Source organism: Janthinobacterium sp. GW822-FHT07H10 (assembly GCF_058798675.1).
Window position 1 is genome coordinate 51904 of the sequence record NZ_JBXAKS010000005.1, and the last position, 13974, is coordinate 65877.

Sequence of the window (13974 nt, forward strand, 5' to 3'; positions counted from 1 at the left end):
CTGGTTCAGGCGGGCCAGCTGGGCGTGGCCGTTTCTCCCATCAGGTAGGCATGATTCAGTTCGATGGCGGTCCGCAGGTAATTCCACAGGGCGCTGACCCGGGCGATGTTGCGCCGCTCGCTCGGCGAGATCATCCAGAAGGCGCGCAGCAGGTCGATCTCGCCGTCGAGCACGGGCACCAGTTCGTTCGATTGCTGCGCCACGAAGCAGGGCAGGATGGCCAGCGCCTGGCCCGCGCGCGCCGCATGGTATTGCGCGATCACGCTGGTGCTGCGAAACGCGCGCAGGGAGTCGGGCGCCACATTGTCCATGTAGCGCAGCTCCGCGCTGAAGACCAGGTCGTCCACATAGCCGATGATCGGGTGCTGCGCCAGTTGCGCCACGCTGGTGATCGGCGCATGGCGCGCCAGGTAGCTTGGGGTGGCGTACAGTTTGAGCCGGTAGTCGGACAGCTTCGTCACCACGTAGGGGCCGGACTGGGGCCGCTCGATGGAGATGGCCACGTCCGCCTCGCGCTTGGACAGGCTGACGAAACGGGGCACGGCGATCAGGTCGACGCTGATGTGCGGGTAGCGCCCGCAAAAGTGCGCCAGGTGCGGCGCCAGCACGACGGCGCCGAAGCCCTCGGTGGCGCCCAGGCGCACCTGGCCCGACAGCAGCCGGTTATGTTCGCCCAGCTCCTCGGTGGCGGCAAACACCGTGCTTTCCATCGTTTCCGCGTATTCCATCAGGCGGTGGCCCTCCGGCGTCAGCTGGTAGCCCACGTAGTTGCGGTCGAACAGCTGCGTGCCCACCTGCTCTTCGAACTTGCGCATGCGCCGCGACACGGTGGAATGGTCGATGCCCAGTTTTTTCGCCGCATCCACGAGGCCGGCGCTGCGCGTCAGCTCCAGAAACACCCGTACATTGTCCCAATCGAGCACTTTTTTCTCCTTGTGCATTTTTGCAAAGGAATTATGCATTAATTTCACTTGAGCGCATATTTTTACACATGCAGAATGCATCTAAACATATAAGAAAACTTATCCACCTGGAGACAAGCATGAAACAAACCGTTCTGGCCCTGGGCGCGCTGGCGCTCACCCTGTCCTTCACCGGCGCGCAGGCGCAGATTTCCGACGGCGTCGTCAAGGTCGGCATCCTGACCGACATGTCCGGCCCGTATTCGGCCATGGGCGGGCGCGGTTCCGTCGTCGCCAGCCAGATGGCCGTCGAGGATTGCCTGAAAGCCGAATGCAAGGGCATGAAGATCGAGATCCTGTCGGCCGACCACCTGAACAAGGCCGACATCGCCGCCTCGAAGGCGCGCGAGTGGATCGACCGCGACAAGGTCGACGCCATCGCCGACCTGACCAATTCCTCGGTGGCCCTGTCCGTGCAAAAGCTGATGAAGGAGAAGGGCGGCATCGCCATGTTCAGCGGCCCCGCCACGGGGCGCCTGACCAATGAAGACTGCTCGCCGAACGGCTTCCACTGGATGTTCGACACGTATTCGCAGGCGGCCGGCACGGCGGCGGCGCTGACAAAATTAGGGCAAAAATCCTGGTACTTCGTCACCGTCGACTATGCGTTCGGCCACTCGCTGGAAAAGGACGCCAGCGATGTCGTCAAGCGCAATGGCGGCACGGTGCTGGGCGCCGTGCGCCATCCGCTGAACGCGTCCGATTTCTCGTCCTTCCTGGTGCAGGCGCAAGGCTCGAAGGCGCAGGTGATCGGCCTGGCCAACGGCGGCGCCGACACGGTGTCGGCCATCAAGCAGGCGCGCGAATTCCGCATCGGCAGCGGCAAGGACCAGCGCCTGGCCGCCTTGCTCGTGTTCCTGTCGGACGTGCATGCGCTGGGCCTGGACACGGCGCAGGGCCTGGTCTATGCGGACGGTTTTTACTGGGACTACGATGACCGCAGCCGCGCGTTCGCCAAGCGCTTCGAGGCGCTCAACAAGGGCGCCAAGCCGACCATGGTGCAGGCCGGCGTGTATTCGAGCGTCTACCACTACCTGAAATCGGTGGCGGCGGCGAAGAGCGACGACTCGAAGATCGTCGCCGACAAGATGCGCCAGCTGCCGATCAAGGACGCCGTCATGAACAATGCCTCGATCCGCCCCGACGGCCGCGTCATCCACGATATGTACCTGGTACAGGTGAAAACCCCGGCCGAATCGAAGGGCGCGTGGGATTACCTGAAAGTGCTGTCGACCATCCCCGCCGACCAGGCCTTCAAGCCGATGGATGCGGCCGCATGCAACCTGGTCAAGAAATAATCACCGAACACCTTACGGAGCCTCACATGAACCAAGCCCTGACCCAAGTCCCCGCCGTCCCCCTGCATATCGGCGGCAAGCACCATGCGTCCGCCAGCACCGAATGGCGCGATGTCGTCAACCCGGCCACGCAGGAAATCGTCGCCCGCGTGCCGTTTTCCACGCCGGACGAAGTCAACCTGGCCGTCGCCACGGCCAAGGAAGCGTTCAAGACCTGGCGCAACACGCCGCTGGCCGCGCGCATGCGCATCATGCTCAAGTACCAGCACCTGATCCGCGAAAATATCGCTACCTTGGCCGAGCTGATCACGCGCGAACACGGCAAGACCCTGCCCGACGCGGAAGGGGAGGTGATGCGCGGCCTGGAGGTGGTGGAGCACGCGTGCTCGATCGCCACCCTGCAGCTGGGCGAGATCGCGGAAAACGCGGCCACCGGCGTCGATGTCTACAATATCTACCAGCCGCTGGGCGTGGGCGCCGGCATCACGGCGTTCAACTTCCCCGTCATGCTGCCGTGCTTCATGTTCCCGATTGCCATCGCCTGCGGCAATACCTTCGTGCTGAAACCGTCGGAGCAGGACCCGTCCTCGTCGATGTACCTGGTCGAGCTGATGTACCAGGCGGGCTTGCCGGCCGGCGTCCTGAACGTCGTGCACGGCGGCGCCGACGTCGTCAACATGCTGTGCGACCATCCCGACATCAAGGCCGTCTCCTTCATCGGCTCCACCCACGTGGGCACGCATGTGTACCGCCGCGCCAGCGAATCGGGCAAGCGCGCGCAGTCGATGATGGGCGCGAAAAACCATTGCGTGGTGCTGGCTGACGCCAACAAGGAACAGGCCATCAATAACCTGATCGGCGCCGCCTTCGGCGCGGCCGGCCAGCGCTGCATGGCCAATTCCGTCGTCGTGCTGGTGGGCGAGGCGCGTTCCTGGCTGCCGGAAATCGTCGCCCGCTCGAAGGCCCTGAAAGTGGGGCCGGGCAGTGACCGCGATGCCGACCTGGGCCCGATGGTGTCGAAGGCCGCCATGCAGCGCGCGGAAAAGCTGATCCAGGCCGGCGTGGACGAAGGCGCGCAGCTGCTGCTCGATGGCCGCGGCCACAAGGTGGCGGGCTACGAGGGCGGCAATTTCATGGGGCCGACGATTTTCTCGAAGGTGGCAGCGTCCAATTCCGTCTACACGCAGGAGATTTTCGGTCCCGCCATGTGCGTCGTCGAGACCGATACGCTGGACCAGGCCATCGCCTTCATCAACGCCAACCCGAACGGCAACGGCACCTCGATCTTCACTTCGTCCGGCTGGGCGGGGCGCAAGTTCCAGAACGAGATCGACGTCGGCCAGGTGGGCATCAACGTGGCCATTCCCGTGCCCGTCGCCTATTTCAGCTTCACGGGCTCGCGCGCGTCGAAACTGGGCGACCTGGGCCCGAACGGCAAGCAGGCGCTGTATTTCTGGACGCAGACCAAGACCGTCACGGCGCGCTGGTTTGCCCCGGACGATGGCGGCAGCGGCGTCAACACCACCATTGCGATGAAATAAGGGGGCGGCCATGGGCAGCAACATCGTTTTTATCGGCCTGGGCAACATGGGCTTGCCCATGGCGCAAAACCTCGTGCGGGCCGGCCATGCCGTCACGGGCTTTGACTTGCTGCCGGCCAGCGTGAAGCAGTTTGCCGACGGCGGCGGCCTCGTCTCCGATGACCAGGGGGCCGCGATCCGGGCCGCCGACATCGTCATCACCATGCTGCCGGCCAGCCGCCACGTGCTGGGCGCCTACCTTGGCGAGGCGGGCATCCTGGCGCAGGCGCGGCCCGGCACCCTGCTGATCGACTGCTCGACGATTTCCACCGAGGCGGCGCGCCAGGTGGGCCGCGCGGCGCAGGAGAAGGGCTTGCCGATGCTGGACGCGCCCGTCTCGGGCGGCACGGCGGGCGCCGCCAACGGCACGCTGACCTTCATGGTGGGCGGCGAGGAGTCCGCGCTGGCGGTGGCGCGCCCTTACCTGGAAACCATGGGCAAGGCCATCTTCCACGCGGGCGCATCGGGCAGCGGCCAGACGGTCAAGATCTGCAACAACATGTTGCTGGGCATACTCATGATCGGCACCAGCGAAGCCATACGCCTGGGCGTGGCCAATGGGCTGGATCCGAAGGTGGTGTCGGACGTGATGGCGAAAAGCTCGGGCCGCAACTGGACCCTGGAGGTGTACAACCCGTGTCCGGGCGTGGCCGAGAACGTGCCCGCGTCGCGCGGCTACACGGGCGGCTTTGGCGTGGATCTGATGCTGAAAGACCTGGGCCTGGCCGTGGAAAGCGCGCTGGCCAGCGGCGCCGCGGTGCCGCTGGGCGCCTTGTCGCGCAATCTGTACAGCATGCACAGCAAGGCGGGGTCGGGCGCGCTGGATTTTTCCAGCATCTACCAGATGCTGGGCGAAAAGGCGTAAGGCTTAAGGCTGCTGGGCCTGCAAAGCCGCCAGCTCGGCCCTGGCTTTTTCCAGCTTGCCTTCCAGCTTGGCGATTTTCTTCGGCTCCTTGTTCGCTTCCTGGGCCAGGCGCAGCGAGCGCTCCGTCTGGTTTACCTTGGCCTGTGCCTTGACGATTTTCTTGTTGTGGCGCTCGACCAGGGTACTGTCGCGGCAGTGGGCGTTGACTTCGTCGAGCGCGCGCGTCAGGCCGGCGACCTTGTCGGACAAGCCCTGTTCCTGCGCCTGGCGCAATTCGCTGCGGATGCTTTCGCGCTTGGCGGCGCAGCCCGTCAACTGGGTGTCGGCGGCGCTGGCGGCACCGCTGGCGGCGAGGGCGATGAGCAAGGTCAGGGCGGTTTTCGATAGACGGTTCATGGCATTCCTGTGTAAGTGGTGGGCTCGTGCAATGTAAGCCTGCCAGCGTGCCCTGTCAAACTTCCCGTGCAGTGCGCGCCTCCCCAGCGTGGCATCGGCTACCATGCGTGTTTCTGCTTCCCGATTCCGCCGCATGTCCAAGAAATTACTGTTGCTAATCCCTTTTCTACTGCCCTTGCCCGCCTTGGCGCAAACCTCGCCCACCTTGCTCGACCTGCAGCTGATCGCCATCGAAGCGAGGGCCGAGGCGAGGGCCGAGGCGCGGACCAGCAGCCCGGAAAGCATCGCCGAGTTTGAGCAGGCCCGGCGCGCGGCCGAAGCGGGCGACGTCGAGGCGCAGCTGGAACTGGCGCGCATGCTGCAGCTGGGCGTCGGCACGCCGCAAGACACGGCGCAGTCGATGGCCTGGATACGCAAGTCGGCCGAAGGCGGTTATGCGCCGGCGCAAGCGGCCATGGGGGTGGCCTACACGGTGGGTGGCAAGGTGCCCGTCGACCGCGTGCAGGGTGAATACTGGCTGCGCAAGGGCGTGGCGCAGGGCGATGCAGAGGCGCAAACCATCCTGGCGCTGGAATTCATCGACGGCGCCAGCCCTGCCGAAGAACAGGCGCTGGCCATCACCTGGCTGAAGGCGGCGGCGAACGAGCAGCACTTTGTGCCCGCCTACAATGCGCTGGGCGAGCACCTGATGCGCGCCGCCGTCGATGAACAGGATCGCGGCGAGGCTTTCCACTGGTATTACAGGTCGGCGCGCGAAAAGGAGCCGGCCGGCATGCGCAACCTGGCCCGCGCACACGAATTGGGCCTGGGCGTGGCGCAGTCGGACAAGTGGGCCCTGGTCTGGTACGAGCGGGCGGGATGGAGCGGAGACAAGCCCGCCATGCGGCGCATGATCGAGGTGTATGTCAAAGGCGAACTGGGGCAACAGGCGAGTGCCGAAGACGCCGCCGAATGGCGTGACAGGCTGGCAGAGGCGGAAAAGAAATGAAGATGATCCTGTTTGTATTGAGCCTGGCGCTGGCGCAGCCGGTGTCCGCTCAAGCGCCGCGCCAGCATCCGGCGCTGGCCGACTTCGATACCCGGGGACTCGATGAGATGCGCGCGCGCGTGCAGGCCGTGGTCAGCCGCCCGGCCGACCTGTCGCCGGAAAAAGTCGCCGCCTTCGGCAAGGCCCGGCTGGCCGCGGAAGGGGGCGACAGCGCCGCCCAGCTGGAGCTGGCGCAGATGCTGCACGAAGGCGAAGGCACGCCGCGCGACTACGACGCCGGCCTGGCGTGGATGAAGAAATCGGCCGAAGGCGGCCATGGTCCGGCGCAAGCCTTCCTCGGCGTGGCCTTGACGCTGGGCCAGGGCATGGCGGTGGACCGCAGGCTGGGCGAGTACTGGTCGCGCAAGGGTGCCGCGCAAGGCGTGGAACTGGCCAACTTCACGGTGGCCATGCACTTTGAAAATATCCACAGCAGCCCCGAGGAACAGGCGCACGCGCTGCACTGGCTGAAGTTCTACGCCGAGAACGGCTTTATCCCCGCCTACAATGAAATCGGCTACCGCCTGATGATGACGGCGAAGGACGAGGCGCAGCGCCAGGAGGCGTTCAGCTGGTACATGTTGGCGGCCAAGGCGCTCGATCCGCCCGGCTTGAACAATGTCGCCTATTCGTATGAAGTGGGGCAGGGCGTGCAGCAGAGCGACGAGGCGGCCCTGGGCTGGTATGAGCTGGCGGCCATCGCGAAAAGCCCGCCCGGCCAGACGGGTTTTGCGCGCCTGCTGGAGCAGGGCCGGGGCGGCCCCACGCGACAAGGCCCGGCGCCGCAGCCGTTCGAACTGTATTTGCTGGCAGCCAAGCAGGGCGACGAAGAGGCGATGCAAAGGCTGGTGCACGTGTTCGAGAACGGCGAACTGGGGCAGCCGGCCAGTCCCATGCGGGCGGCGCTGTGGCGCGAAAAGCTGCGCGTGGCGCCCGCCCCCTGATAGACCGAGACGGCGCAAAAACGGCATGCTATCATCGTTGTTATCGATAACAATGACGATGAGACATTCATGAATCCCGATTTTCGCTCCAAGGACATGCTCGAAGCGCATATTTTGCACACCATGCGTTTCTATCACCCGCGCGCCATCGATTCCAGTGGCGGCTTCTATCACTTCTTCCTCGACGACGGCACCGTCTACGACGCCGGCACGCGCCACCTGGTCAGCAGCACGCGCTTCATCTTCAATTACGCCATGGCTTACCGCCATTTTGGCGACGACGATTACCAGGCGGCGTTGCGCCACGGCGTGGCCTTTTTGCGCGACGTGCACCGCGACCCCGTCACGGGCGGCTATGCCTGGCAACTGCGGTGGCAAGATGGCGTCAAAACGGTCGAAGACGGCGCCAATCACTGCTACGGCCTGGCCTTCGTGCTGCTCGCGTATGCGCACGCCCTGCAGGCGGGCGTGGCGGAAGCACGCGCCTACCTGGACGAAACCTTCGAATTGATGGAGCAGCGCTTCTGGCTGCCCGAGCACGGCCTGTATGCGGACGTGGCCAGCGCCGACTGGTCCACGCTGGACGGCTACCGGGGCCAGAACGCCAATATGCACGCCTGCGAAGCCATGCTGGCCGCGTTTGAGGCGACGGGCGAGGCGCGCTACCTGCACCGCGCGGAGACCCTCGCGCACAACATCACCGTGCGCCAGGCGGCACTGGCCGGCGGCATGATCTGGGAACACTACAAGCCCGACTGGTCGATCGACTGGGAATACAACCTGCACGACAAGAGCAATATCTTCCGCCCCTGGGGCTACCAGCCCGGCCATTTCACGGAGTGGGCCAAGCTGCTGCTGATCATGGAGCGCCACGCCAGATTCATGGCCGGCTCCTCAAGCTGGCTGCTGCCGCGCGCGCGCGAACTGTACGACACGGCGCTGGCCAAGGCCTGGGATGAGGCGCATGGCGGCATTTTCTATGGTTTCGGCCCGCAGGACGAGATCTGCGATGGCGACAAATACTTCTGGGTGCAGGCCGAAAGCTTCGCCGCCGCCGCCGTGCTGGCCGCGCGCACGGGCGACGCAGCGTACTGGCACAGCTATGACAGGATCTGGGACTACAGCTGGAGCCACTTCGTCGACCACGAGCACGGCGCCTGGTACCGCATCCTCACGCCGGAAAACCAGAAAATCAGCAACGAGAAAAGCCCGGCCGGCAAGGTCGATTACCACACCATGGGCGCCTGCTATGAAGTGCTGAACGTGATTGGCGGTGCCGCATGAGCGCCGCCGCTTTTCCCAATTTCCCTGCTTTCGTCTCGGCCGGCGAGGCGCTGACGGACATGCTGCGCACCGGCGCCGACCAGTGGAGCAGCCAGGTGGGCGGTTCGACCTGGAACGTGGCGCGCGTGATGGCGCGCCTGGGCGTGCCCAGCGCCTTTGCCGGTGGCGTCAGCCGCGACGTGTTCGGCGACGCGCTGGCGCAAGCGACCGACGTGGCGGGCCTGGACATGCGCTTCCTGCAGCGCTATGCGAAGTCGCCGCTGCTGGCCATCGTGCATGAACTGCATCCGCCCACCTATTATTTCATCGGCGACGACAGCGCCGACCTGCATTTCGACGCGGCCCTGCTGCCGGCCGGCTGGATGCAGGCGGCGCAGTGGGTGCATTTCGGCGGCATCAGCCTGGCCCGCGAACCGCTGGCGGGCAAGCTGGTGGCGCTGGCGCAGGAACTGAAGGCGGCCGGCGTGAAAATCAGCTACGACCCGAATTTCCGCGTCATGATGGATGAGCGCTACGACGCCACCCTGCGCCGCATGACGGAGCTGGCCGACGTGGTGAAGGTGTCCGACGAGGATTTGGCGGGCCTGTTCCGCCACGATGACGTCAATGGCGCGTTTGCCGCCTTGCGCAGCTGGAACCCGCAGGCCACGTATCTGTATACCTGCGGCGCGCAGGGCGCGGCCCTGTACCGGGGCGAACAGGTCTGGCAGGCGGCGCCGCCGCGGATCGAGGTGGTCGATTCCGTGGGCGCGGGCGACGCCAGCATCGGCGGCTTGCTGTACAGCCTGATGTACCGGCCCGATGCGGACGGCGGCCAGCACTTGCGCTTTGCCGTCGCGGCGGGCGCGGGCGCCTGCCTGGCGGCGGGCGGATCGCCGCCGTCCGTGGCGCTGGTGGAGTCGCTGGCGCAGCGCACCGTGGTGCGCTAAGGCACGCTCAGCGGCCTAGCGGGGGAGTCGTTTCGCGGCCGGCATGTGCGCCCCCGGAGCACATTGTCCCGACGACGCCCGTTCCATCAGTGTGAACGCCATCAGGTGGTGCGTGGCGGGCGCCGCTTCGCCCGCGCGGCGCTGGCGTATCTCGTCGATGACGAGATTGACGGCGGCGCGCGCCATGTCGGCGATGGGCTGGTGGATGGTGGTCAGCTCGGGCCAGACGGTGGTGGCCACGGGCGTGTCGTCGAAGCCGCATACGCTCAATTCCAGCGGCACCTGCAAGCCCATGCCGTGCGCCACGGCCAGGGTGGCGGCGGCCATGTCGTCGTTGCTGGCGAAGATGGCGCTCGGACGCGGGCTGGCGGCCAGCAGCTGGCGCGCCGCGTCGAGTCCCGAACGATACGTGAAATAGCCTTGCGCCACGCGCTGCGGCGGCACGCCCAGGCCCGCCGCGCGCATGGCGTCTTCGAAGGCCTGGCGGCGCAGCAGGGCGGGCGTGTGTTCCGGGTCGCCCTCGATGAAGCCGATGTCGCGGTGGCCGAGCCCGATCAAATGGCGCGTCATGGCCAGCGCGCCCTCGTAGTCGTCGATGCGCACGGCCGATACATCGGGCGAGGGCCGCGCCGTGGCCACGGCGATGGCGGGGATGCCCATCCTGTTCAGCTGCGCCAGCACTTGCGGCGAATCGCACAGGGGCGGCGGCACGAGGATGCCGTCCACGCCGGCCGCCACCAGGCAGTCGATGGCGGCGCGCTGGCTGGCCAGGTCGCCGCAGCGTTCGAGCAGCAGCCGGCCGCCGCCCTGGCGGCACTGGTCCATGGCACCGACGAGGAATTCGCTGAGGAAGGCCGCGCTGGGGTTGCTGTATAGCAGGCCGATGCGCAGGGTGCCCGTGCGCGCCGCCCGCGCCGCCAGGTTGGGCTGGTAGCGCAGGGCGGCTATCGCCGCCTCGACCTTGTCGCGCGTGGCCGTACTGACGCTGGCGCGCCCGTTGATCACGCGCGACACCGTCATGGCGGACACGCCGGCCAGGCGCGCCACGTCGTGCACGGTAGCGCCGCTGGCGGTGTCGAGGGCGGCTTGTGCCGCCTTATTCGAGGTGGCCACCGAATTTCAGCTTGCCGCTGATGCGCATGCCGTGCAACTGGCCCTCTTCCAGTTCGGCGGCGCTGGTGCGCTGCGCCGTGTCGCGCCGCGCCAGTCCCACCGACAGGATATCGAGCATCATCAGCTGCAGCAGGCGCACGATCATGGGCACGAAATTGAGGTTGCCTTCCGGGTGGTTCAGGGTCAGCAGCACGTCGGCCAGCTTGGCCAGCGGCGAACCGCTGGCCGTAATCGCCAGCACCCGCGCGCCGCAGCCTTGCGCCACCTTGACGGTGCGCAGCAGCTCGGGCAGGGCGCCCGAACGCGAAATGACCAGCGCCACGTCGCCCGGCTTCAGCATGGCGGCGCTCATTTCCTGTGCCTGCGGGTCGGCAAAGAAGCTGCTGACGATGCCCAGGTTGAGCAATTTCTGCTGCATGTCGTCGGCCACCACGCGGGCGCTGCCCACGGCCAGCAATTCCACGCGCTGCGCGCCGCGCAGCAGTTCGATGGCGGCCGTCAGCGCCTTCACGTCGAGCATGTCGCGCATGGCGAGGGCTGCCGAGGCGTTGTTGCCCAGCACCTTGCGCGCCAGTTCGGCGTCGGAGTCCGATATCTCCACGTGGCAGTGCGCCACCGTGATGGCGCCGCCCGTCAGGCCGGACGCCAGCTTCAATTTGAAATCGGCCAGGCCCTGCACGCCGATCGAGCGGCAGAAGCGCATCACCGTGGGCTGGCTCACGCCGACGCGCTGGGCGATTTCGGCAATCGGCAGGGTCAGCATGGCATTCGGCTCTTTCAAGACCCAGTCGGCCACCTTGCATTCCGATGGACTCATGCGACCGCGCGCCTGGCGCACGGATTCCAGCACGGGCGCGCCGGAATGGGCGCGCTTGAGCTTTTGCGCGAGGATGGCGGCGATGCCGAGGAAGGTCGGCAGTTCGGCCGTGATCAGGAAGGTGGGGATCTGCGCCAGGTATTCGTTCAGGCGGCCCTTCTGCTCGAAGCAGGCGCGGAACTGCGACCGCTCGAACAGGGGGCCCAGGCGCGGCACGATGCCCCCGCCTATATAGATGCCGCCCAGCGCGCCCAGGGTCATGGCCACGTTGCCGGCGATGGAGCCGAGGATGGCGCAGAAGCAGTCCACCGCTTCCAGGCACACTTCGCATTCATTGTTCAGGGCGCGGCTGGTGATTTCGGCCGCCAGCAGCGGTGCCGCATCGGGGTGGCCGGCGCGGTCGGACAGGGCGCGGTAGATCAGTTCCAGCCCGCGCCCGGAGGCGAGGCGCTCGGCCGAGACGTGCGACAGTTCGCGCCAGGCATAGGACAGCACGTCCATCTCGCGCTGGTCGCACGGCGCGAAGCTGACGTGGCCCCCTTCGCTGCCCAGCGCGATCCAGCGGTCTTCGGCGGGGATCATGCCCGACACGCCCAGGCCCGTGCCCGAGCCAAGCAGGCCGATGACGCTGTCGGCGCGCGCCATGCCGCCGCCGATCTGCAGGCGCTGGTCGGGGCGCAGATAGGGCAAAGCCATGGCCAGCGCCGTGAAATCGTTCACCACCAGCAGCGTGTCGAGGCCCAGCGCTTCGCGCATCGCCTCGATCGAGAAGAACCAGTGGTGGTTCATCATGCGGATATTGTCGTCGTCGATGGGATTGGCGATGGCGATGGCCGCATGGCGCACGCGCGCCGAACCGGCGGCGCGCGCGTCGGCACTGTCCATGTAGGCGGTGATGGCGTCGAGCAGCGAGGCGTAGTCGTCGCAGGGCAGCACGGCCACGGCTTCCAGGTGGCCCTGGCGCGTTTCGAGCACGAAGCGGGCATTGGTGCCGCCGATGTCGGCCAGCAGGCGCGGCCCGTCAGTGAAGCGCTCCGCCGGATCGCTGCCTGCTACTTCCATTTTTTCATCAATTTTCATGGCGGTGCTTTATCTCGTATGCGTGCGCTGTCATGGCGGCGCACTGTCGTTATGGGCAAAAACCAAGGATTTTAATTCGTATACGTCCCGCGTGCCGAAAAATGCGGGATGCCCGCGCAATTGTGGTCTGCGGCGCCAGGAATCGGCAGCGCAGGAGAAAAAAGCAGGCCGATAAAACGGCAAATCAGGACGCAAATAAAGTGTCGCAGAGTAGTCGTAGGATTACAACATAATATGTTGATATTTGTTCGTAGTATAGTTACTATGTCCCTGCTGGAAAGAATTCTGGCCAGTACATTCGGCCACGAATGACTAGATAAAAACAAATTACTGAGGAGACTTACCATGCTGCATCGCACCATGTTGAAGGCCGTGTTGAAAACGCTGCCAGCTGCCATCGTCTTAGCCATCGCCAGCGGTTCTGCTGCTGCCGACCCCATGTATCCATCCGATTCCGAAGGCTTCCACGGCTACCTGCGCGCCGGCGCCGGCAGCAATACCTCCGGCGACGGCGGTTCGCAAGGTTGCTTCGGTCTGGGCGGCAATACCATGAAATATCGTCTGGGCAATGAGTGCGACGCCTACACGGAATTCGGCTACACCAAGTCCGTCGCCAAGTCCGGCGGCGTGAACTACCTGGCCACCATCTGGGTCAACGCGTATGCGCCGAACTCGGACTTCGGCGACAACAAGCTGGGCATCGTCAAGGCCTACGTGGAAGCGCAGGGACTCGATTTCCTCAACGGCGGCACGGCCTGGGTCGGCAAGCGTTTCTACTACCGTCCTGACATCCACATGCTGGACTTGCAGTACATCAATATGAACGGCACGGGCGCCGGCCTCGACCGCATTCCAGTGGGCCCCGGCAAATTCTCGTACGCCTTCTTCAAGGACAACGACGTCAACGCCCGCGACAAGAACACGGGCGCCATCCTCGGCACCCGTTCGGCCGTGCGCCAGAACTTCATCTACGGCGACATTCCCGTCAACGTCAACGGCACGCTGGACCTGGCGGCCACCATCATCACGGCCGAAGGCAAGGACAACGACATCTACGGCCCGAAACATAACGGCTGGCAACTGTCGGCATTCCACCGTCAAGGCAAAGTCTTCGGCGGCGGCAACACCTTCGGCGTGCAATACGGCGTCGGCCCCGGCATCGGCGGCGACGGCAACGGCCAGATGGGCGCCTCGGGCAGCACTTCCTACGGTTCGGACCGCAAGCGCACGCGCATCTTCAATGACATGGCCATCCAGCCAATGGAAAACTTCGGCATGGAGTTCGTCGCCCTGTGGCAAAAAGACGAGTCGAACGTCACCGGTTCCTCGACCTGGACCTCGATCGGCGTGCGTCCTGTGTACGCCTTCACCAACAACTTCAAGCTGGTGACGGAACTGGGCACGGACCGCGTGACGCAAGCGGGCGGCCTGCCGGCCAAGCGCCTGACCAAGCTGACCATCGCGCCGACGATCTCGGCCGGCCCTGGCCTGTGGTCGCGTCCCGAGCTGCGCGCCTTCGTGACCTACGGCAAATGGAACGATGCGGCCACCGCTTCGGTCAATGCGTCGAACAACGGCGGCCCGATCTACAACAACAATACCAGCGGCACCTCGTACGGTTTCCAAGTGGAAACCTGGTTCTAAACCCACGGATCCAGGCTGTCGCGCGCCGTGAATGT

Annotated in this window: 12 protein-coding genes; 8 read left to right on the forward strand and 4 right to left on the reverse strand. The window is 65.6% G+C overall.

From position 1 onward, the window contains the following. Positions 1-5: 5 nt before the first annotated feature. The gene (locus tag AC1RDJ_RS13490) at positions 6-923 is read right to left on the reverse strand and encodes a LysR family transcriptional regulator (protein WP_071326533.1); all 918 of its coding nucleotides are present in this window, start codon (positions 921-923) and stop codon (positions 6-8) included. 119 nt (positions 924-1042) lie between these two features. Here AC1RDJ_RS13490 and AC1RDJ_RS13495 point away from each other — a divergent pair, with 119 nt between their 5' ends. Genes AC1RDJ_RS13495 through mmsB form a run of 3 tightly spaced genes read left to right on the forward strand, consistent with a single transcriptional unit; the run spans position 1043 to position 4705 of the window. Continuing rightward, positions 1043-2260 (forward strand): ABC transporter substrate-binding protein, encoded by a 1218-nt coding sequence (locus tag AC1RDJ_RS13495; protein ID WP_493027697.1) that lies wholly within the window; start codon positions 1043-1045, stop codon positions 2258-2260. Between the two features lie 26 nt (positions 2261-2286). Beyond that, positions 2287-3801 (forward strand): CoA-acylating methylmalonate-semialdehyde dehydrogenase, encoded by a 1515-nt coding sequence (locus tag AC1RDJ_RS13500; RefSeq protein ID WP_493027698.1) that lies wholly within the window; start codon positions 2287-2289, stop codon positions 3799-3801. Between the two features lie 10 nt (positions 3802-3811). Beyond that, the gene (gene mmsB / locus AC1RDJ_RS13505; RefSeq protein WP_493027699.1) at positions 3812-4705 is read left to right on the forward strand and encodes a 3-hydroxyisobutyrate dehydrogenase; all 894 of its coding nucleotides are present in this window, start codon (positions 3812-3814) and stop codon (positions 4703-4705) included. A 3-nt stretch (positions 4706-4708) separates the two neighbouring features. On the opposite strand, the gene AC1RDJ_RS13510 is transcribed toward mmsB, so the two are convergent. Beyond that, a complete protein-coding gene (locus tag AC1RDJ_RS13510) occupies positions 4709-5101 on the reverse strand; it encodes a DUF1090 family protein (protein ID WP_071324173.1) in 393 nt (130 codons plus the stop codon). Between the two features lie 151 nt (positions 5102-5252). Between AC1RDJ_RS13510 and AC1RDJ_RS13515 the strand changes: the two genes are divergently transcribed. The 4 genes from AC1RDJ_RS13515 (at position 5253) to AC1RDJ_RS13530 (ending at position 9285) form a co-directional block, all read left to right on the forward strand. Continuing rightward, positions 5253-6089: a tetratricopeptide repeat protein gene (locus AC1RDJ_RS13515; RefSeq protein ID WP_493027700.1), complete on the forward strand. Its 837-nt coding sequence runs from the start codon at positions 5253-5255 to the stop codon at positions 6087-6089. After that, the gene (locus tag AC1RDJ_RS13520; protein ID WP_493027702.1) at positions 6086-7072 is read left to right on the forward strand and encodes a tetratricopeptide repeat protein; all 987 of its coding nucleotides are present in this window, start codon (positions 6086-6088) and stop codon (positions 7070-7072) included. Before AC1RDJ_RS13515 ends, AC1RDJ_RS13520 begins: the two co-directional genes overlap by 4 nt. Before the next feature lie 69 nt (positions 7073-7141). Further along, entirely contained in the window at positions 7142-8356 is a 1215-nt protein-coding gene (locus tag AC1RDJ_RS13525; protein ID WP_493027703.1) for an AGE family epimerase/isomerase, read from the forward strand. Continuing rightward, positions 8353-9285, forward strand: a complete 933-nt coding sequence (locus AC1RDJ_RS13530) for a carbohydrate kinase family protein (protein ID WP_493027704.1) — start codon at positions 8353-8355, stop codon at positions 9283-9285. The genes AC1RDJ_RS13525 and AC1RDJ_RS13530 overlap by 4 nt, the downstream gene beginning before the upstream one ends. A gap of 15 nt (positions 9286-9300) precedes the next feature. Here the strand turns inward: AC1RDJ_RS13530 and AC1RDJ_RS13535 are convergent, their stop codons facing one another. Then, positions 9301-10398 (reverse strand): LacI family DNA-binding transcriptional regulator, encoded by a 1098-nt coding sequence (locus AC1RDJ_RS13535; protein WP_493027705.1) that lies wholly within the window; start codon positions 10396-10398, stop codon positions 9301-9303. Next, the gene (locus AC1RDJ_RS13540; RefSeq protein WP_493027706.1) at positions 10382-12295 is read right to left on the reverse strand and encodes a glucokinase; all 1914 of its coding nucleotides are present in this window, start codon (positions 12293-12295) and stop codon (positions 10382-10384) included. Before AC1RDJ_RS13540 ends, AC1RDJ_RS13535 begins: the two co-directional genes overlap by 17 nt. A 345-nt stretch (positions 12296-12640) precedes the next feature. On the opposite strand from AC1RDJ_RS13540, the gene AC1RDJ_RS13545 reads away from it, so the two are divergent. Next, positions 12641-13939: a maltoporin gene (locus tag AC1RDJ_RS13545; protein WP_083411881.1), complete on the forward strand. Its 1299-nt coding sequence runs from the start codon at positions 12641-12643 to the stop codon at positions 13937-13939. Positions 13940-13974: the final 35 nt, after the last annotated feature.